We start from the raw sequence: 18811 nt of genomic DNA on the forward strand, positions 1-18811 counted from the left end.
TGTTATTCTATTTCTTAAAATAATTGATCTTTGACATCTTTTGTTGCTTTAGATGGGAGCTCAATAGAATTTTCGATAATGGGCGGAAGCAATTCATTAAAGAAATATTCTGTAATGTCCCCATAATCATCTCTGAATCCTGTCGCTGAATTAATTTTCGCTGCCTGAATTCCATTGGGTGGTCGGTATTCGGTTATTGGAACGCCTTTCAAAACTGGATCCATATAATCCATCCAGAGTGGTAATGCGACACGCCCTCCAGTTTCATTGTTGCCTAATGATTTGGGCTCGTCATATCCTGTCCAGGCAATAGTGACCAAGTCTTTCTGAAAACCGCAAAACCAAGCATCTATAAAATTACTAGTAGTGCCGGTTTTTCCTGCGAGATCACTTCGTCCTAGCTGTTTAGCTTTAACAGCTGTTCCACGGTTAATCACATCTTGCATCATACTGGTCATAATAAATGCATTGCGTGGATCAATGACTCGCTTGGCACCACTTGATACTGATATGGGGCGAAATTGTTCAATGATGTTGCCTTTTTCATCTTCAATACTTTTTATAAAGTATGGAGCAACACGAAATCCGCCATTTGCGAATACGGCATAACCTACAGCCATTTGCATTGGTGTGACTGAACCTGCTCCAAGTGCCATCGGTAAATAGCGGGGATGGCGTTCCGCATCAAAACCAAATCGCGTTATATAATCTTGTGCGTAGCTGATACCAATGGCTTGTAGTATCCGAATAGATGCAAGGTTTTTTGATTTGGCCAAGGCGGTGCGCATGCGTATTGGTCCCTCAAATTTGCCATCGAAATTTTTCGGTTCCCATGACTGACTTCCCGTCTGAGTTGCGCTAAACGAAAGTGGTGCATCATTGATGATTGTCGCTGGAGTGAAGCCTTTTTCCAAAGCTGCAGAGTAAATAAACGGTTTAAAGCTGGATCCAGGCTGTCGCCATGCTTGGGTGACGTGATTAAACTGATTCTTATAGAAATCAAAACCACCGACTAAGGCGCGCACCGCGCCATCGTTGGAGTCAATTGAAACAAGTGCTGATTCAACTTCAGGCAACTGAACGATGTGCCATAAATCCTTTTGGTCTTTCTGGATGCGGATTAGTGCGCCAGGGATAATATATTTTTTTCCTGGTTCTTTTTTGTCAGTAAGAGATTTTTGTACAAATTTAAGCCCATCACCTGTAATTTCTATGATTTCCCCGCCCTTACGATAAGCCTGAACTTCATTTGGTTTTGCAGCTAATACAATTGCTGCATAAATATCATCACTGTCATTAACTTCATCTAATGCATCATTCAATGTTTTTTCCTGGTTCGTTCCATTTTTCAGTAAATCAACAAATGTTTCAGGGCCTCGATAACCCCAGCGCCGATCGTATTCAATTACATTTTTTCGTAGAGCTCGATAAGCAGACTCTTGATCAAGTTGACGGATCGTCGTATAGACTTTTATACCTTTGTTATATGCATCTTCCTGATATCGGTCGAAGATTACCTGACGAACCATTTCGGCAACATATTCTGCTGGCACTGCAAAGGCTGCCGATCTTTTTTTTACTGGAACAGATTGTTTTGTTAATTCGCTTAGTTCTTTACTAGAAATGTAGTTAAGTTTATATAATCTTCCTAAAACGTAAAGTTGTCGGCTTTTAGCTCGCTTAGGATTACTAATAGGATTATAGCTAGAAGGCGCTTTAGGAAGCCCTGCCAGCATGGCGGCTTCTGCAATATTAATTTCTTGTAAAGATTTTCCGAAGTATGTTTGTGCTGCTGCTGCAAAACCATAGCTACGCTGTCCAAGATAGATTTGGTTGATGTAGAGTTCTAAAATTTTGTCTTTAGTAAGGCTGCGCTCAATCTTAAATGCCAATAGTGTTTCACTGAATTTTCTGGTGAGTGTTTTTTCTCGCGTCAGAAAAAAATTTCGTGCCACTTGCATTGTTATGGTGCTGGCACCTTGTCGTACGCTTCCTGCAGAGAAATTTGAATAGGCTGCTCGTAGAACACCAAGATAATCGACGCCACCGTGTTCGTAAAAACGATCGTCTTCTGCTGCAAGGATTGATTGTTTTAGATTTTCTGGAACTTGAGAAATAGTTACAACATTTCTTCGCTCTGCACCAAACTCTCCGATTAATAAACCTTCATCACTGTATATTCTTAGGGGAATTTTAGGACGGTAATCGGTCAATGTTTCCAGCGATGGCAGGTTTGAGTAGATAACCAACGCAGCAAAACCTGCTAATAGTATGCCAATCAAGCCTAATGCTGAAAATGTAAGGAAGAAATAGTATGACCAACGAGCTAACATGAAAATAGATATGGGTTTATCATAGAATGGTGTTGTCAATTTACCCAGTGAAAGGGGGGGTATATCTAGTGTTTTTCTTTGAATAGAATTTTCCAGATTCTGTCAGAATTAATTCCAGTTTCTTCAATCTGCCGAATAGTTTCATGGAATTTATGCGGACAGTTGGAATTTTACATATTCTAGCTCTAATAGGGCAACTTTTAATTTGCGAGTATCGCCGCTAAACAGACAATGTTCAAGGAAAATTTAGCTATTGATCTAGGCTTCTTAAAAATGAAGTCGCCTCCATTGATTGGTGTGGACATCAGTTCTTCATCGGTAAAAATGGTTGAGTTATCACAGGTTGATAAGGGAAGCCAAACTTATCGGATAGATCGTTATGTCATAGAATCTTTGCCGGTAGATGCGATGCTAGATGGTGGCATTGCGAATATGGAAGCAGTGAGTGAATGTTTGCTACGTGGATGGAAGCGTTTGGGAACTCGCCATAAGAATGTAGCGCTAGCATTGCCTGCAACAGATGTGATTACTAAAAAAATAATTGTCCCGGCGGGACAGCGAGAAGATGATTTAATTTTTCAAGTGGAGAATGAGGCGAGTCAATATATTCCATTTCCATTAGATGAAGTTGATCTTGATTTTCAAATCACTAGATCAATTCCCGATAGTTTGGAGGAAGTTGAAGTTCTAATTGCGGCGTCGCGTAAAGAAAAAGTTGAAGATCGTGTGGCAGCAGCTCTATCCGCCGGTTTGAAAGCCACTGTTATGGACGTGGAGCCTTATGCGGCACAAGCAGCGTTCGAATTGACACTGAATCAATTGCCGGGGGGAGGTAAAGACCAGGTAATGGCACTAGTTGATATTGGCGCAACTGTCATGAAAATTAATGTTCTACTCAATGGGGAGTCGATATATTCTCGAGATCAATCATTCGGTGGCAATCAATTAACACAAGAAATTCATAATCAATTTAATCTCTCGCTGGAAGAGTCTGAAGCGGCTAAGCGCAGTGGAGAGTTACCTAAAAACTATCAAGCGGATGTTTTGCAACCATTTTGCGAAACATTGGCTATCGAAGTGATGCGTGCCATTCAGTTTTTCTATACCTCAACGCAATATACCGAAGTGAATTATATTTTTATAGCGGGTGGAAGCGCAGTGATTCCCGGATTGGATGCAATTATTGCAGCACGTACGCAAGTAAGCACTTTGGTTTTGAATCCTTTTGCAACTATGGAATTGTCGAGCCGTATTATTCCGCGGCAACTGAATCTCGATGCGCCCACTCTTTTAATTGCTTGTGGTCTTGCTTTAAGAAATTTTGATCCATCATGATACGCATTAATTTACTTCCTCATCGTGAACTTAAACGTAAAGCACGACAGCAGCAAATTGCAGTGTTGGCTGGTTTGGTTGGTTTTTTAGGTTTGATAGTGGTTTGGGGTATTCATGACATTATTAGTGAAAAAATAGAATTTCAGAATAGTCGTAATCAATACTTAAATGAGCAGATTGCGATTTTGGATAAAGAGATTGCAGAAATTCGAGAAATTAAGAATCAAACACAAGAGCTACTAACACGTAAACAAATCGTAGAGACCTTACAGAACAGTCGGTCAGAGGTTGTTCATTTGTTGGATCAATTGGTGAGGCTACTTCCTGATGGTGTATATCTGCAAAGTATCAAACAAGAAGGCCACAACATTACTTTAGTTGGATATGCGCAATCCAACGCATGGGTATCAACGTTGATGCGAAATCTTGAGTCTTCACCTTGGCTTGAGTCACCATTGTTGGTGGAAATCAAAGCGATGACAATTAATAATGTGCGTCAAAACGAGTTCAATATGAAAATAAAACTTAAACAAGCATCCATCAGTGATGTGCAAGACTCAACTTTGAGTTCTGTCGGATAAAATAAAACATACATACTATGATGAATAATTTACTCATAGAATTACGTCAGCTTGATATTAATAATGCTGGAAATTGGCCAGCGGCATTTAAGATCGCTGCACTGGTAATATTATTTGTTGTGATTATCGTGGCGGGGCATTTTCTGGTTTGGCAGGATCAGATCGAAACGCTGGAAAATATTCATGCTGAAGAAGAAACGCTAAAAAATACTTATTTAGCTAAAAAAAGTAGTGCCATCAATTTGTCTGCTTTGCGTTTACAGTTGAGAGAAATAGAGCAATCCCTTGGTGCATTGTTGAAACAGCTTCCTGATAAATCAGAAATGGAAGCATTGTTGGTGGATATAAATCAAGCTGGCTTGGGGCGCGGATTGCAGTTTGAATTGTTTAAGCCAGATGGGCAGGAAACGATTAATGCATTTTATGCTGAGTTGCCAGTCTCAATTCGGGTAACCGGCAGCTATCATGATATTGGTGCCTTTGCCAGTGATGTTGCGCAAATGTCACGGATTGTCACGTTAAATGACGTTAGCATTTTGCCTGGTAATGACGGGAAACTAGTATTGGATGCTGTTGCAAAAACATTTCGCTATCTGGATGAAGAAGAAGTATTGAAGCAGGCCGGAGATAAATAAATTATGATTAGAAACATATATCTGCTAGTATTACTTATAATTTGGTTTAACTTAATAACTGCATGCAGTAGAAATGATTACAGCGATCTGGAAGCATTCATACATAGTTCGGGGGAAGGGTTGCAAGGTAAGATTGATCCGTTGCCTGAGGTTGTTCCATATGAATTTTTTACTTATCAGGCGTTTGATATGCCAAGTCCTTTTGTGCCACGCAAAAATAATCAAGTGCAAGCGCTTACAAGTGAAATTCAACCTGATTTGAATCGACGTAAAGAGTTTTTGGAATCCTATCCGCTGGAGAACTTATCTATGGTTGGCTCATTGCAACAACACGATATGATTTTTGCTGTAATAAAATCACCGGATGGGGCACTATACCGTGTAAAGGTTGGTAATTATCTAGGTTCGAATTTTGGAAAAATCAGCTATATTACAGAATCCGAGGTTAAACTATTAGAAATCGTACAAGATGGGGTGAATGAATGGATTGAAAGAACTAGTGCACTTACGCTGAAAAATTAGCAACGTAACAACCATTAAGCTAACAATAGCTATGAAAGGGTATGGCCTTACTATGGTATTTACTGCAATATTGATTTGTTTTTCAATGGTAATTTTTTCTCCGCAAACGGCAACAGCAGAGGCACTCCATAATAGTATCCGTTCAATCGATATTTCTACCTTCCAAAATAGCGAGGTAATCGCAAAGATTGCTCTTGATCATCCGCTGCAGTCGCTTCCAATGGGAGTTGCTTTAGACAATCCAAATCGTATCTATTTCGACTTTTATCAAGTTTCCAACGGCTTAGGGCGGAATGAGCAGGAAGCTTCTGAAGGAGACTTGCGCAGCATAAATGTCATTCAGGTAGGCGATAGAACACGGCTGGTATTAAACTTGGCTAGGTTAATGCGGCATGAAATCATAGCACAGGAAAATATACTATTAATCAAGCTGCTCACTGTACCCGAGAATCGAACATCTACTGCTGTTGTGCGTTTCGCCGAGGAAACTTCTAATTCGCATATGAATAGCTTGCAAGACATCGATTTTCGCCGTGGTGCAAAAGGTGAAGGCCGTATCGAGGTTGATATGACAAAAGCTGGGGCAAGCGTCGATGTACAGCAACAAGGCGATGATATTTTCGTCGAATTTGTTGATACGTTACTACCGGGTAGTCTTAGAAGACGATTCGATGTGATGGATTTTGCTACGCCTGTACAGGTTATTGAAACGTCCAAGAAAGGTAATAATGTTCGCATGCATGTTAAATCTGGCGGACGCTGGGAGCATTCGGCGCGCCAATCTGGTACAAGATTTGTTCTGGAAGTAAGGGCGCTGACAGAAGAAGAAGAAGAGCAAGCGAAAAAGAGACGTGCAAATGGTGGGTATACCGGTGAAAGATTATCGCTTAATTTCCAAGATGTGGAGGTTAGGGCGGTGTTGCAAGTAATCGCTGATTTCACCAATTTGAATATTATCGCCAGTGATTCGGTGGGAGGGAATCTCACGTTAAGGTTAAAAGATGTGCCTTGGGATCAGGCGCTTGATATTGTTTTGCAGGCACACGGGCTGGATAAACGTAAGGTGGGTAATGTCATTTTCGTGGCGCCGCGAAAAGAAATGGCAGACAGAGAGTTGCTTGATGTGGAAGCGCAAATGCAAATAGCCGAGATGGAACCGTTACGTTCAGAAACTTATCATCTGAATCATCGTAGGGTTAATTCAATTTCATTTGAAGGCATGATGAGTCGGCGTGGTACGATTAATATGGATGAGATTAGTAATACAGTGACGGTTACCGATATTCCAGCCAGAATAGATGAAGTTAGAAAACGCATCCAGAAGCTGGATGTATTTGAAAGACAAGTTATGATTGAGGCGCGCATTGTTGAAGCGACAGATAATTTTAGCCGCAATTTAGGGGCGCGTTTTGGGATACAGAATGCGAGCGGCCTAGGCGATCAAACATTGGGGGTTTCGGGTAATGTAACTGGTTCAAGTGCGCTGGCTGCTGGGGGCGGGACGAGCGGTGCCAACAATCTGAATGTGAATTTACCTGCTGCTGCCGCCACCGGATTGTTGGGCGGTCCGGCTGCATTGGGTTTGAGCTTAATGAAGATTAATAATAATCGATTAATCAATCTTGAGTTGTCGGCGTTGGAAACAGATCAGAAAGGTAGAGTGATTGCCAGTCCGCGTGTGGTTACAGCCCATGGCGTAGAAGCAATTATTGAGCAAGGTGATCGGATTCCCTTTCAACAAGCCACGAGCAGTGGCGCTACGAGTATTCGTTTTATGGACGCAACGCTTCGTTTAAGAGTCAAACCCCTGATTACCTATAATGGTCAGATTGATATGGAGTTAAATGTTAATCAGGACAAAATTGGTGCGATTGTCAATCAATTCCTCCCGCCGTCAATTAATACCAAGCAAGTAACCACCAAAGTATTGGTGGAAAATGGTGGAACTGTAGTGATTGGTGGTATTTTTGATCGAACTGAGAATCGAGTAGTCAATAAAGTGCCGATGTTGGGCGATATTCCTGTGCTCGGTCACGTTTTTCGCAATACAACCAGGGTCGACAATAAACGCGAATTGTTGATTTTTGTGACTCCGCGTATTTTGAACGATAGCTTGAATCTACAATAGCTTAGTTTCCCATAGAGAAGCCAGCCTGACGCCATGCTTCATAAGCAATAATGGCGACAGCATTAGATAAATTTAGACTGCGGCTGGTGGCTACCATCGGTAACCGAATGCGGTGTTGTTCCGGGAAAGTGTCCATAATATGCGGGGGCAACCCGCAACTTTCTGTGCCAAATAGAAAGGTATCTCCTGCTGCGTAGGCTACTTTGTCATATCGCTGCTTTCCTTTGGTGGTGATTGCAAACATTCGATGGCTTTGCAGGCTCTGGCAGCAATCTACCCAATTGTCATGTACTCTGATTTGAGCGAATTCATGATAATCGAGGCCTGCGCGCAATAATTGCTTATCTTTGAGGGGGAATCCTAAAGGCTTGACAAGATGCAATTGTATGCCGGTATTCGCGCACAGACGGATAATGTTACCTGTATTGGGCGGAATCTCGGGTTGATAGAGAATAATGTTGTACATAGTGTGCGATTATTTGCATATCCATAATGGATGCGAGCCTGTTTGGCCTTTCTCGGGCAAAGTTCGGGCTATTACCCAGTTGCTGATTTCAATTGCCCCGTGTTTACGTAATACTTTGGCTAGCTCATTCAATGTGGCTCCCGTTGTCATGACATCATCTACCAACGCAACATGCTTGCCGGAAAGGTCTATTTTACAATTAAAAGCACTGCGAATATTTCTCTGTCTGTCTTTCCAGGGTAATCCGGTTTGCGGTAGCGTGTGCTTAATCCGGCTGCAGCTATCAGGTAACACAATGATCTCCATCGATTTCGAAATGTAGCGACTGATTTCCATCGCCTGATTAAATCCACGCTCACGTAATCGGATGGGATGCAAAGGCATCGGTATGATGACATCTGGAAGTGTATTAGTGGCCTTTAGTTTCTTGACGAGCAAGTTGGCTAGGATCGATGCCAAGGAAAGATAGGTTCGATATTTTAAAGCATGAATCAGCGCATCGACAGGAAAGGAGTAGCGGAGGGCTGCAATGGTGCGTGTAAACGCAGGTGGTTTATTCAGGCAAGCACCACATATTTCAGAGGTAGGAACTGGCCACAGGCAAATAGGACAATGGTTGATTGGCAATTGTGGCAGGTCGAGAATACAGGGTTCGCAGAAATCTTGATTTGTGGATACGCCGCATAACACACAGTTTGTTTGAGTCATGATGAGAATAAATAATATCTGATCTGTTATGAACAAAGAATCACGGAAAAATTGACAGAGCCACTTGAATCCTTGATCATCCGTAGTATTGATGATAGAAGATCGTGTTTTACTTATAGAGAATGGTAGGTTAATCGGCATGAATTTGAATTCACTTATTACAAGTAATGAAACGGAAAACAGCTCAAGTAATATTACCGAGGAATCGCAGGATTCTGAATTTTGGGATGTGGCAGAAATTGAGGCATTGTTGAATGCGCCTTTTAACAATTTGATTTTTAGAGCACAAACCGCGCATCGCCAATACCATGATCCAAATGGCGTGCAATTATCTACGCTGATTTCCGTGAAGACGGGGGGCTGCCCGGAAGATTGCGGCTATTGTCCGCAGGCGGCGCGCTATCATACCGAAGTTGAAAACCAGGACATGCTATCGGTGGATGAAGTGGTATCTGCTGCGGCAGCAGCAAAAGACAAAGGTGCGTCGCGGTTTTGTATGGGTGCCGCTTGGCGTGGCCCGAAGCAGCGCGATATCGAAAAAATGACTGAAATGGTGCGTGCAGTCAAATCATTGGGCATGGAAACTTGCGCCACACTGGGTTTGTTAAAACCCGGACAAGCCCAACAATTGGGGGATGCAGGACTGGATTATTATAATCATAACCTTGATACAGCACCTGAATACTACGAAGAAATCATCACCACGCGGCAGTATCAGGATCGTTTGAACACATTGCAGCAAGTCCGCGATGCTGGAATCAATGTATGTTGTGGCGGCATTGTCGGCATGGGCGAAACACGCCGTTCGCGTGCCGGATTGATCGCGCAACTGGCCAACATGAATCCGTACCCCGAATCGGTTCCGATCAATCATTTGGTGCAAGTCAAAGGTACGCCGCTGTATGGTACTGCGGCGCTAGATCCACTCGAATTTGTTCGTACCATCGCTGCTGCGCGGATTACCATGCCGAGAGCCATGGTGCGTTTATCTGCTGGACGACAGGAGATGTCCGAGGCTGTTCAGGCATTATGTTTTCTGGCGGGGGCCAATTCCATTTTCTATGGCGATAAGTTGTTGACGACGGGAAATCCCGAGACCGACCGCGATCAAGTGATGATGGAAAAGTTGGGGCTTCACGCACTGCCGTAGATGTTTCCCGACTTGGCTGAGGAGTTACACAAGCGCGAACAGCAAGGCTTGCTGCGACAACGGAGAATTCTCGAAAGCCCACAATCAAGTCATATCACTATGGATGGGCGTGATTACCTGGCTTTTTGCAGTAATGACTACCTGGGGCTGGCCAATCATCTGGATTTGATTGAATCAGCTTGTAAGGGTGCGCGGCGTTATGGTGTCGGCGCAAGCGCTTCGCACATGATCAACGGCCACTCTTCTGCACATCATGCGCTTGAAGAAGAGTTGGCCGAATTTACCGGGTTTGCGCAAGCATTGCTGTTTTCTACCGGTTACATGGCCAATATCGGTGTTGTTACAGCATTGATTGGACGAGAAGATGCTATATTCGCCGATAAACTGAACCATGCATCATTGAATGACGCAGCTTTGTTATCGCGCGCTGAGTTTATCCGCTACTCGCATGTCGATCTTGCGTTATTGGAGCAGCGATTGTCTGATAGCAGCGCACGACGTAAGCTCGTGATCTCGGACGCAGTATTCAGTATGGAAGGGGACATTGCACCCATTTCTGAACTGATAGCTCTGTGCGAGAAATATCATGCAGTATTATTGCTGGACGATGCACACGGTTTTGGCGTGCTGGGCAGGCAGGGGCGCGGCAGCTTGTTTTTGCCGGATTGTGCCAGCATCCATTCGCCCAATATTATCTATATGGCGACCTTAGGAAAGGCTGCAGGCGTATTTGGTGCTTTTGTCGCGGCGCAAGCAGAAGTCATCGAAACTCTGATTCAATCCGCACGCAGTTATATTTACACTACGGCGACGCCGCCCTTGTTAGCACAAGCACTCATAACCAGTCTAAGATTAATTCAACAGGATGAATGGCGGCGGGATGCGTTAGCACAAAATATTGCGCAATTGAGAGAAACGCTGCAATCGCTACCATGGAAGTTGCTGCCTTCCAGTACGCCGATCCAGCCTTTGCTGATCGGGGAAAGTGCTGAAGCAGTGCGCATCAGTCAGCGCCTGCGCGAGCGAGGAATCCTGGTGCCAGCAATTCGTCCGCCGACGGTTCCGCAAGGTACGGCGCGATTGCGCATTTCGTTGTCCACTGCACATCAGCCGCAGGATGTCTTGCGCTTGACAGAAGCGTTGCAAGAAATCGCATTGCAAGCATGACGCAGCTGCACATTGAATCCATGGGGCATGGTCCCGATCTGGTGTTGTTGCATGGCTGGGCGATGCATAGCGGTATCTGGAGCGGTGTTCAGGATCAACTGGCGCAACAGTTCCGTTTGCATCTGGTGGATTTGCCAGGGCATGGACTTAGCCCTGCGTGTGAGCCGGGAACATTGAATCATTGGGTCGAGATGGTTGCGGAAATTCTGCCTGAACGCTGCATACTGGGTGGCTGGTCATTGGGTGGGCAGGTCGCGATGGAATTGGCGTTGCGTGAATCGCAACGGGTGCAAAAACTGGTTCTGATTTCCACCACGCCGTGTTTTGCCAAAAGTGACGATTGGGAATTGGGCATGGAGCGTAAATTGCTGCAACTTTTCCTGGAAAATCTGAAACTCAATTATGCTACGACAATTAACCGATTTCTGACTTTGCAGATGAGTGGTGACCGCGATGCGAGCAAGATTCTGTCGCAACTGCGCAAGCAAATCTTTCAGCGCGCCGAGCCAGATGCCAGCGTATTGGAGAAAGGATTGCAGATTTTGCAGCAGAGTGATTTGCGTGATCTTATCGCTGCGATTCAGCAACCAGTTTTATTATTGCATGGTGAGAATGATGTGATTACTCATCCTGCCGCTGCCGATTGGATGCATCAACAGTTGCCGCAATCGCAGCAAGTGATATTTGCGCACTGCGGACATGCGCCGTTTTTATCCTATCCTGAACAATTTGTGACTTGCCTCAATGAATTCCGAATACACACTTGATAAGAAACAGCTACGCGCTGCGTTTGGGCGTGCCGCCCGCAGCTACGATCAGGCGGCAGTTCTGCAACGTGAAATCAGCAACCGCATGCTGTCGCGCCTGGAATATATCAAATACCGACCCGATGTCATCCTCGATGCCGGCAGCGGCACCGGCTATGGCAGCCAGCAACTGGCCAAGCGCTATCCGAAAAGCCAATTGATCGCAGTGGATATTGCCTGGACGATGCTATCACACGCACGTCCCAATACTACCTGGTGGCAACGCGTGTTACCGCTGCAGCAACAACATACCGACTACGTGTGCGCCGATATCGAACAAATGCCGATTAAAAATGAGAGCGTTGGCATGGTATGGTCGAATCTCGCATTTCAGTGGTGTAATGATCTGGAACGCACGTTTGCTGAGATGCATCGCATTCTGCGCACCGATGGTTTGCTGATGTTCAGCACCTTTGGTCCGGATACGCTGAAGGAATTGCGTCAGTCTTTTGCGCAAGCCGATACTTTCAGTCACGTTAACCGCTTCATCGACATGCACGACATCGGCGATCTACTGGTACACAACGGATTTTCAACGCCGGTGATGGACATGGAATATATCACCCTGACGTATTCTGATGTCATTAGCGTGATGCGCGATTTAAAAGCCATCGGCGCACATAACGTGTTGCTCGGAAGGCATCAGGGATTGATGGGCAAAAACAAGTGGGAACAAGCCATCAACGCCTACGAAAAACTGCGCCGCGACGGCAAACTGCCCGCTACGTTTGAAGTGATCTACGGTCACGCCTGGCGGCCATTTGATCGCCACTCGGTGCTGACACCGGAAACGCGCCGACAGCTCGGCTTAATTCCTTAGTCATGGGGATTGGATTTTTTGTCACCGGCACCGATACCGGAATCGGAAAAACCACCGTCAGTTGTGCTCTGTTGCTCGCGTTTGCCGCACAAGGAAAGAAAGTCGTTGGTATGAAACCGGTTGCCGCAGGTAGTGAAAATGGAAAGTGGTTGGATGTCGAACAATTGCTGGCCGCCAGCAACATAAGCGTTACCCGGCAGCAAATCAATCCGTATGCGTTTGATGCGCCAGTTTCTCCGCACATTGCTGCACAACAGGTGGGTATGGAAATCGATTTGACGCTAATTCATCGGTTTTATCAGCAACTCAGCAGCAAAGCAGACATCGTCATCGTTGAAGGCGCGGGTGGGTTTCTGGTGCCGATCAATCAACAGAAAAATGGCGCGGATCTGGCTCAAACATTGAATCTTCCGGTGATACTGGTAGTCGGCATGCGGCTGGGCTGCTTGAATCATGCATTGCTGACGGCGCAAGCTATACGGGCTGCTGGTTTGACCTTGGCGGGGTGGGTGGCTAATTGCATCGATCCGCAGATGCTAGTTTTGGAGCAAAATATTGCGACATTGGAACAGCAGCTGGATAGCTCGTTGTTGGGAGTTTTGCCGTTTGATTTGAAAATGGAAACACAAAAAATTGCTAGTTTTCTAGATATTGTGACATTGGAAAGCTATTGAATAATAGGCTTGTATATCCAGTGTGAGAGAAAAATGATTGAAATTCCTGATAGTTGTGCTTGGGTAAGAACTTGGGATTGAATCCGATCTAGATGCTGGGGGCTGGGTAGTAAATATATGTTCAGATGCGATTAGACATTGCATCGAAGAAAAGGAAATTAAAATAATGCCTAATCTTTCTAAATATGACCGCTGGTGGTTGCTGTTAGTCGATCATATAAATTATATGCAAAGTGAAGATCAAGCTGATATTGTTAAAAGTATTACTAAGCCTTTATGTTTTGAGCGAATCATAGTAGTCAATTATAATGGTTCATCACAAGTTATTGATTTAGATATATTAACTATATTTCCATAAATTTCATGCTTCCAGAGACTTTCCATCACTGGTCAAAACAAGTCACCGAAACCAGCAATGCACTGGGTCTCGAACCCGGTGTTTTTTCATGGGATGATCCGTACAAAATGCATTGTCGCTCAAACGATCAGCCGACAATAGTCAGAGACGCAAGGTTGCGCCGTTCGTGTCGGCGATGACCACGTTGAATTTTTATATCAACCGGGTGGGAAAGCATTTATCCGCGCAGCAGCGGGGAGTTCTGGAAAAGGTCAAAGATGAGTTACGGGAATTGTATGGCAAGCCGTGCATCGAAGCATAACAGAAGTTTTCTAATGATGACCAATCAACAATAATTTTGTATATATCCGATGAATTACTTAGATTTAACCAGCAATCAGTTTGCCTCCAAGGGTTATTGGGATCGACCACTGGAAAATTTGAATCCGCCGACAGCCCATGAGCTTGCGCTTTTTGATCAGAACGGTTATGACTTAACTGAGTTGGAGCAACGTTATGCAGAAGTTAATTTGACACCCGCCAAACCGCATCGGGAGCATCGGCGTGCATTAAAAGCACACTGGTTCACGCAACCGGAACGAGTAGAGGGGGCTGTGTTGAACCACAGTTTGCTGTTTGAGCGTAAAGGTTATGCCGGTGCAGCGCTGGAACAACTCGAGCGATGGGCGCAAACAAATCCACTCGTTTACAAAATCATCAAAATGCGCCCCAAGTGGGGATTGGATTTCAGCATGGACTATGTGGATCGTGCCGGCAATGTATTTGAAGTATTGCACTGGGAGTATGATGGCTTTGACTTTGATGAAGTCGAAACGCACAAATGGCAGCTGGAGCCTAAGCTTGCCGCCATTGATTGGGACGATGCCGCTGCCAGTATCCTGAAACTGAAAGATCAGTGGCACCACTTGGACTTTTTTGCGCAAAGCGATTGGAAATGCAATTATTTTGGCATTGTCAAAGAACGTTTCAAAATGGTGATTTGGGAGTGAAAAAAACGATTGATAAATGAGTTGCAGGCACTTCGGACCCGGTCGTATTAGCCGTAAATTTTTGAGGCTTTTTGCGACTGTAACAGTTGTGCAAATGCAAACTCAAGCAACCATATCGACCTTGCCTGTTTTTAGGTTGTATACGCCACCAACCACAAGAAGCTTTTTCTCCGCTACCAATCGATTTAGAAGGGGTGTTTGTTTTTTCAATTCTTGCACATTTTGTATGACATTCATTTTGACGACATCGTCAATGCGGTTTTTCGATTGCTTGTCAATTGCTCTTACCGCCGGTGCTATTGCACTGGCTATAGATTGAATATGTCCAGGAAATTGGGCACTATTATCTACGGCATCGATAGCAGCCTGGATTGCGCCGCAGCTTTCATGGCCAAGCACCATAATTAGAGGGGTATGCAAAACAAAGGTAGCATACTCGAGTGTGGCCACAAAATCTGTCGTTAAATAATTCCCAGCTACGCGCGCGACAAACAAATCCCCCCGTTGTTCATCAAAGCAGAACTCAGGGCTCACTCTTGAATCAGAGCAGCTTAATATGCTGGCATAGGGGTTTTGGCCGCTGACCAAAGCGGCACGTTCAAGTTTAAAATTCAATGGAGTGGATAGACCCGTAACATAACGTTCATTACCTGCCATCAATCTCTCTAAGGCTGCTTCCGGTGTTAGTACATTTTCAGGTTGAGGTGACGTCTTAATAACGCCCGATGTGGCCATTACCCTATCCGTTGCTGTAATTCCCAGTCCCAGCGAGGATGCCACGGCCATTTTTAGAAATGAACGTCTTTGCTGATTTTTTTGCAGGCTTAGGTTTTCTTGTTCGTCAGATGTCTGGCACATTTTTTATCCTTTTTTCCTAAAATAATTATTGTACGGATCTTTCTGTATTGTATAAGAACATAGGGGAATTGCGGAAAAATTAAGCGACATTAAGGATGGAAAAGCTTTCAGGGAATTGAATTCCTGTTTTTCTCTTAAAACCTATTGGGGGTTCGCAGGCTCACTCCAGCCCACGAGCAACGGGCTCTATGGTAGATCTAACGCGCTATGTTATGATGAAATGTCAGTTCGTTGGTGGTCTTAACAAGAAAAGCTGTTTCAGAAACTTAATTCTGTTGATCTGCAGAGGGAGCGGTTATGGCTGATGTTTTCTTTGATATAAACAGTAATATCCGTGCTGTTGGTTCTATTCGTCGCGCGGCGAGTGGTAATCCGCAATCGCTGGATGCTTCCATTGCAGATGGTGATACGATTGGTTTTCATTTTTCCGGGAGCGGATCGATGCGTTTTCTCGGTGTGGACACACCGGAAAAGAATTTTCAACTACCGGGCTCACAAGCACATCGTCGCCTTGATTCAGAGGAATGGGACGCTTATCTGACGGATCCTTTTCTACCCCAGTTTGATCCTTATAACCTCGATGCTGATCTTATAGCTCACTTGCGTACTCGTATCGGTCCGGGTGCTGGCATTAATCATCGCTTCCACGGTGACAACGCTGAGCAGACGTTGATTGCGCAGGTACAAACGGATATGGATACACTGGGGCAAACCCCGGATACGTTTGGATACTTCCTTTCTTTTTCCTTCGAGGTATTTGATTCTTACGGGCGTTTTCTGGCTTTTATCAATCGCAACCAACCCAACGCTAATATTCCTGGGCCACGGCCACATTCGTACAACGAACGGCAACTGGAAAGCGGCGCGGCACTCCCGTATTTTATCTGGCCGAATATTGCTCCATTCCGGAAAGAATCGTTGTTGGAGGCTGTTTTTTCGCCGGGTATGGCAAGGAGAACAGCTGAAGCTAGTTCCGATTTAAGGCGTACCCGCGATTTTGTGCGTCAGGCACGCGCGAATGGAATGGGTGTTTTTAATCCAGCCAATCCACTGCGCTTCGAAGCGTTTGAAGTGCGCTATCTGGGACGGCGCGAGTTACCCCATCGCGCCGTGATTGATTTGAGTCGCGATGACGATTTCATCTTGCAAGCGCAGCATTATTTCCGCATTCCCAATGCAGAAGACCGGTTGTTTATTCCGCCCGCATTCGTTCCGCTGTTTGTTATGCGCGGATGGCGTTTGGAAGGATGGTACTAAAAATATTATTGTATAAATCAAAGGAAATCGAATAATGGCTTATAAGGAATACAAAGTGTTACACGTAACAGAAGGCGGGGTCGGAACAATTTTCTTGGGCGCATCCGGTATTCCGATCAAACAACTGGAAACGACGTTGAATAAAGAGGCAGCCGATGGTTGGACGCTGGTGTTCCAGTTTGTTGAGCAGAAACGGTTCTTGCTGTTCTGGAAGCGCGAAGCGGTGATCATTACGTTGGCACGCTAGTGCGATGAGAACGAAGCAGGCGATTCAGGAGGAGGAAGAGCGTATTAGGAAGCTGGTGCGCGAATTACCGGATGACAAACGATTGCAATTTTTCCAGCAAGTCGAGAAGGATCTGAAAGATCCAGATACTTACGCTACGCTTAATTTTTTATTCATCGCCGGATTGCATCATTTTTATCTGGGTAAGTGGTTTCGGGGTTTAGTCAATTTCAGTATTTTTCTGCTGGGGGGTATTTTGCTATTCACGCCTGCGGTTATTTTAGGTGTGTTTTTACTGCTTGCTATTACGATAGCCGAGCTCATGGCTCTATTTAACGCACAGATTGTAGTTCAGGAATACAATAATGGTGTGATGGAAAGAATTTATCGTGGGCTTGTCGCGGGCTGTTAAGCGTAATATTGCATACAAGCATATATTAACTCATGGTTTCTTCTGAACGACTAACCCATTTTATTGCTTGCATTTCAATATCTGAGAAGTCATCCAGACTGAGAAAACCGAGTTCGGATAATAGGGAGTGAATAGAGGTTATTTCACCTTTTTCTTTGGCTTCGATTAATTTTAATGCCTGACCCAAACGCCCGTGGCGAGTTAATAAGGCTTGACTTGTGTCATCAGAAATTCCTAATTTGTTGACGACTTGTTGCATTTCAATGCCAAGTAGTTCGTCGAGAAGCGACAAAATGCCGACCATATAGGCACGTTCCTGATGGTTCTTATCATGAGGACGTTCAGCCGTTGCAATTAATTCCATCAATTTCCCGCGTGTTACGGCAGTTTGTGTGATTTCATCAGAGATACTGTCCGTATCCGGTGATTGGCTGGAGGTGTAAAGTAAAAGCTGTATCCATTTTTGTAACTGCTTGCGTCCCATTAACTGAACGGCTTGTTTAATAGAATTAATTATGAGTGGTAAACCTTCGTTACTTGAATTCACCATACGCAACAGGTTATAACTTAAGCTCGGTTGATTTTTAAATTCCTTCTCAATTTCGTTTATATCGCTATCTTGATCATTATCGCGCATCACCAAAGCTAACAATTTTAATAATGAAACCCTGCCAGTATCAGCACGCTTGGCCGACATAACTTCAGGTTTAGCAAAATAGTAGCCTTGAAACATTTGGAAACCTAATTGCCTGCAATGTGTTTCCTGTTCTTGGTTTTCAACTTTGAGCGCTAGGAGTAAGACAGGCCAAAGATTGAGCTGATTAACCAGCTGGGTGAGCTGATCTTTGGTCAGAGCTAGAACGTCGACTTTGACGACACTGACCAACGGTAACAGCAGCTCAACTTGAAGGTTGATAGCCACAATATTGTCGAGTGCAAACTGATACCCTTTTTGCTTCAGTTCCTTACAGCGCTGTAGAAACTCCGGTGTAATGGATGCGAATTCCTTCACTTCTAATACGATATGCTTACTGGGCAGTAAGCTAATAATGTCACTCAAGATGAGGTCAGGATCTGCGTTAATAAAGCCACGCTGATGACCCAGCACGTTGTGGATTCCGAACTTCCCATAGGCATTCACGATAACGTTTGCGGATGCCGACAAGTCATTAATGACATTAGCTGCTTCTTCAGCACCTTCCTCCCTAAACAGTAATTCAAATGCCACTAGATTGCGATTACGATCTAGAATGGGCTGGCGGCCAAGACAGATGCTTCCCATAGATTCCTCCGGAATAATCAATTGCAGCGCATGATTCTTGGTTATTCGATGCTATTGCTAGAACCCTAACAATACTTGAATAATAGGAATGTATATTTTCTTTC

The 18811-nt window shown here is 44.5% G+C and carries 20 protein-coding genes and 1 pseudogene; 16 read left to right on the forward strand and 5 right to left on the reverse strand.

The window, feature by feature from the left end; all coding sequences use genetic code 11:
* Window positions 1-14: 14 nt before the first annotated feature.
* Window positions 15-2333, reverse strand: a complete 2319-nt coding sequence (locus Q0C11_RS03065; RefSeq protein WP_293005699.1) for a penicillin-binding protein 1A — start codon at window positions 2331-2333, stop codon at window positions 15-17.
* Window positions 2334-2564: 231 nt separating this feature from the next.
* Here Q0C11_RS03065 and Q0C11_RS03070 point away from each other — a divergent pair, with 231 nt between their 5' ends.
* The 5 genes from Q0C11_RS03070 to Q0C11_RS03090 are packed head-to-tail and all read left to right on the forward strand — an operon-like array spanning window position 2565 to window position 7534.
* A complete protein-coding gene (locus Q0C11_RS03070; protein WP_293005634.1) occupies window positions 2565-3668 on the forward strand; it encodes a pilus assembly protein PilM in 1104 nt (367 codons plus the stop codon).
* Window positions 3665-4249 carry a PilN domain-containing protein gene (locus Q0C11_RS03075; protein ID WP_293005636.1) on the forward strand — a complete coding sequence of 195 codons (585 nt, stop codon included), beginning with the start codon at window positions 3665-3667 and terminating at the stop codon, window positions 4247-4249. The genes Q0C11_RS03070 and Q0C11_RS03075 overlap by 4 nt, the downstream gene beginning before the upstream one ends.
* A gap of 20 nt (window positions 4250-4269) precedes the next feature.
* Window positions 4270-4884 carry a type 4a pilus biogenesis protein PilO gene (locus Q0C11_RS03080; protein ID WP_293005701.1) on the forward strand — a complete coding sequence of 205 codons (615 nt, stop codon included), beginning with the start codon at window positions 4270-4272 and terminating at the stop codon, window positions 4882-4884.
* Window positions 4885-4887: 3 nt separating this feature from the next.
* Window positions 4888-5406: a pilus assembly protein PilP gene (locus Q0C11_RS03085; RefSeq protein ID WP_293005638.1), complete on the forward strand. Its 519-nt coding sequence runs from the start codon at window positions 4888-4890 to the stop codon at window positions 5404-5406.
* A 31-nt stretch (window positions 5407-5437) separates the two neighbouring features.
* Window positions 5438-7534: a type IV pilus secretin PilQ gene (locus Q0C11_RS03090; protein WP_293005639.1), complete on the forward strand. Its 2097-nt coding sequence runs from the start codon at window positions 5438-5440 to the stop codon at window positions 7532-7534.
* A 1-nt stretch (window position 7535) separates the two neighbouring features.
* On the opposite strand, the gene trmL is transcribed toward Q0C11_RS03090, so the two are convergent.
* Together trmL and Q0C11_RS03100 are read right to left on the reverse strand one after the other, a co-directional pair.
* Window positions 7536-8000: a tRNA (uridine(34)/cytosine(34)/5-carboxymethylaminomethyluridine(34)-2'-O)-methyltransferase TrmL gene (trmL, locus tag Q0C11_RS03095; protein ID WP_293005641.1), complete on the reverse strand. Its 465-nt coding sequence runs from the start codon at window positions 7998-8000 to the stop codon at window positions 7536-7538.
* Window positions 8001-8009: 9 nt separating this feature from the next.
* Window positions 8010-8708, reverse strand: coding sequence for a ComF family protein (locus Q0C11_RS03100; RefSeq protein ID WP_293005642.1), 699 nt, complete (start codon window positions 8706-8708; stop codon window positions 8010-8012).
* A gap of 139 nt (window positions 8709-8847) precedes the next feature.
* On the opposite strand from Q0C11_RS03100, the gene bioB reads away from it, so the two are divergent.
* From bioB to Q0C11_RS03140, 8 genes and pseudogenes are all read left to right on the forward strand, one after another.
* On the forward strand, window positions 8848-9858 hold the full coding sequence (bioB, locus tag Q0C11_RS03105) for a biotin synthase BioB (RefSeq protein WP_293005644.1): 1011 nt from the start codon (window positions 8848-8850) through the stop codon (window positions 9856-9858).
* Window positions 9859-11025 (forward strand): 8-amino-7-oxononanoate synthase, encoded by a 1167-nt coding sequence (gene bioF, locus Q0C11_RS03110; RefSeq protein WP_293005646.1) that lies wholly within the window; start codon window positions 9859-9861, stop codon window positions 11023-11025.
* Window positions 11022-11792 (forward strand): pimeloyl-ACP methyl ester esterase BioH, encoded by a 771-nt coding sequence (bioH, locus tag Q0C11_RS03115; protein WP_293005648.1) that lies wholly within the window; start codon window positions 11022-11024, stop codon window positions 11790-11792. The genes bioF and bioH overlap by 4 nt, the downstream gene beginning before the upstream one ends.
* Window positions 11770-12651, forward strand: coding sequence for a malonyl-ACP O-methyltransferase BioC (gene bioC, locus Q0C11_RS03120; RefSeq protein ID WP_293005650.1), 882 nt, complete (start codon window positions 11770-11772; stop codon window positions 12649-12651). Before bioH ends, bioC begins: the two co-directional genes overlap by 23 nt.
* A 2-nt stretch (window positions 12652-12653) precedes the next feature.
* Window positions 12654-13325, forward strand: coding sequence for a dethiobiotin synthase (gene bioD, locus Q0C11_RS03125; protein ID WP_293005652.1), 672 nt, complete (start codon window positions 12654-12656; stop codon window positions 13323-13325).
* A 166-nt stretch (window positions 13326-13491) separates the two neighbouring features.
* On the forward strand, window positions 13492-13683 hold the full coding sequence (locus tag Q0C11_RS03130; protein WP_293005654.1) for a hypothetical protein: 192 nt from the start codon (window positions 13492-13494) through the stop codon (window positions 13681-13683).
* A gap of 5 nt (window positions 13684-13688) precedes the next feature.
* A pseudogene (locus tag Q0C11_RS03135) lies at window positions 13689-13984 on the forward strand (DUF3175 domain-containing protein).
* Between the two features lie 49 nt (window positions 13985-14033).
* Window positions 14034-14672, forward strand: a complete 639-nt coding sequence (locus tag Q0C11_RS03140) for a hypothetical protein (protein WP_293005656.1) — start codon at window positions 14034-14036, stop codon at window positions 14670-14672.
* A 102-nt stretch (window positions 14673-14774) separates the two neighbouring features.
* Here the strand turns inward: Q0C11_RS03140 and Q0C11_RS03145 are convergent, their stop codons facing one another.
* On the reverse strand, window positions 14775-15530 hold the full coding sequence (locus tag Q0C11_RS03145; RefSeq protein WP_293005658.1) for a carbonic anhydrase: 756 nt from the start codon (window positions 15528-15530) through the stop codon (window positions 14775-14777).
* A 297-nt stretch (window positions 15531-15827) separates the two neighbouring features.
* Here Q0C11_RS03145 and Q0C11_RS03150 point away from each other — a divergent pair, with 297 nt between their 5' ends.
* The 3 genes from Q0C11_RS03150 to Q0C11_RS03160 are packed head-to-tail and all read left to right on the forward strand — an operon-like array spanning window position 15828 to window position 17425.
* Window positions 15828-16787: a hypothetical protein gene (locus Q0C11_RS03150; RefSeq protein WP_293005660.1), complete on the forward strand. Its 960-nt coding sequence runs from the start codon at window positions 15828-15830 to the stop codon at window positions 16785-16787.
* 34 nt (window positions 16788-16821) lie between these two features.
* Window positions 16822-17034 carry a DUF4177 domain-containing protein gene (locus tag Q0C11_RS03155; protein ID WP_293005662.1) on the forward strand — a complete coding sequence of 71 codons (213 nt, stop codon included), beginning with the start codon at window positions 16822-16824 and terminating at the stop codon, window positions 17032-17034.
* 4 nt (window positions 17035-17038) lie between these two features.
* Entirely contained in the window at window positions 17039-17425 is a 387-nt protein-coding gene (locus Q0C11_RS03160) for a TM2 domain-containing protein (RefSeq protein ID WP_293005664.1), read from the forward strand.
* Between the two features lie 25 nt (window positions 17426-17450).
* Here the strand turns inward: Q0C11_RS03160 and Q0C11_RS03165 are convergent, their stop codons facing one another.
* Window positions 17451-18707, reverse strand: coding sequence for an EAL and HDOD domain-containing protein (locus tag Q0C11_RS03165; RefSeq protein WP_293005666.1), 1257 nt, complete (start codon window positions 18705-18707; stop codon window positions 17451-17453).
* Window positions 18708-18811 lie beyond the last annotated feature (104 nt).

Source organism: Nitrosomonas sp., assembly GCF_022842015.1.
In the GTDB taxonomy this organism is placed as follows: domain Bacteria; phylum Pseudomonadota; class Gammaproteobacteria; order Burkholderiales; family Nitrosomonadaceae; genus Nitrosomonas.

Bases quoted from the DNA above. Each gene is read 5' to 3' on its own strand.
- Q0C11_RS03065 (WP_293005699.1), bottom strand. From the start codon at position 2,333: ATGTTAGCTCGTTGGTCATACTATTTCTTCCTTACATTTTCAGCATTA.
- Q0C11_RS03070 (WP_293005634.1), top strand. From the start codon at position 2,565: ATGTTCAAGGAAAATTTAGCTATTGATCTAGGCTTCTTAAAAATGAAG.
- Q0C11_RS03075 (WP_293005636.1), top strand. From the start codon at position 3,665: ATGATACGCATTAATTTACTTCCTCATCGTGAACTTAAACGTAAAGCA.
- Q0C11_RS03080 (WP_293005701.1), top strand. From the start codon at position 4,270: ATGAATAATTTACTCATAGAATTACGTCAGCTTGATATTAATAATGCT.
- Q0C11_RS03085 (WP_293005638.1), top strand. From the start codon at position 4,888: ATGATTAGAAACATATATCTGCTAGTATTACTTATAATTTGGTTTAAC.
- Q0C11_RS03090 (WP_293005639.1), top strand. From the start codon at position 5,438: ATGAAAGGGTATGGCCTTACTATGGTATTTACTGCAATATTGATTTGT.
- trmL (WP_293005641.1), bottom strand. From the start codon at position 8,000: ATGTACAACATTATTCTCTATCAACCCGAGATTCCGCCCAATACAGGT.
- Q0C11_RS03100 (WP_293005642.1), bottom strand. From the start codon at position 8,708: ATGACTCAAACAAACTGTGTGTTATGCGGCGTATCCACAAATCAAGAT.
- bioB (WP_293005644.1), top strand. From the start codon at position 8,848: ATGAATTTGAATTCACTTATTACAAGTAATGAAACGGAAAACAGCTCA.
- bioF (WP_293005646.1), top strand. From the start codon at position 9,859: ATGTTTCCCGACTTGGCTGAGGAGTTACACAAGCGCGAACAGCAAGGC.
- bioH (WP_293005648.1), top strand. From the start codon at position 11,022: ATGACGCAGCTGCACATTGAATCCATGGGGCATGGTCCCGATCTGGTG.
- bioC (WP_293005650.1), top strand. From the start codon at position 11,770: ATGAATTCCGAATACACACTTGATAAGAAACAGCTACGCGCTGCGTTT.
- bioD (WP_293005652.1), top strand. From the start codon at position 12,654: ATGGGGATTGGATTTTTTGTCACCGGCACCGATACCGGAATCGGAAAA.
- Q0C11_RS03130 (WP_293005654.1), top strand. From the start codon at position 13,492: ATGCCTAATCTTTCTAAATATGACCGCTGGTGGTTGCTGTTAGTCGAT.
- Q0C11_RS03140 (WP_293005656.1), top strand. From the start codon at position 14,034: ATGAATTACTTAGATTTAACCAGCAATCAGTTTGCCTCCAAGGGTTAT.
- Q0C11_RS03145 (WP_293005658.1), bottom strand. From the start codon at position 15,530: ATGTGCCAGACATCTGACGAACAAGAAAACCTAAGCCTGCAAAAAAAT.
- Q0C11_RS03150 (WP_293005660.1), top strand. From the start codon at position 15,828: ATGGCTGATGTTTTCTTTGATATAAACAGTAATATCCGTGCTGTTGGT.
- Q0C11_RS03155 (WP_293005662.1), top strand. From the start codon at position 16,822: ATGGCTTATAAGGAATACAAAGTGTTACACGTAACAGAAGGCGGGGTC.
- Q0C11_RS03160 (WP_293005664.1), top strand. From the start codon at position 17,039: ATGAGAACGAAGCAGGCGATTCAGGAGGAGGAAGAGCGTATTAGGAAG.
- Q0C11_RS03165 (WP_293005666.1), bottom strand. From the start codon at position 18,707: ATGGGAAGCATCTGTCTTGGCCGCCAGCCCATTCTAGATCGTAATCGC.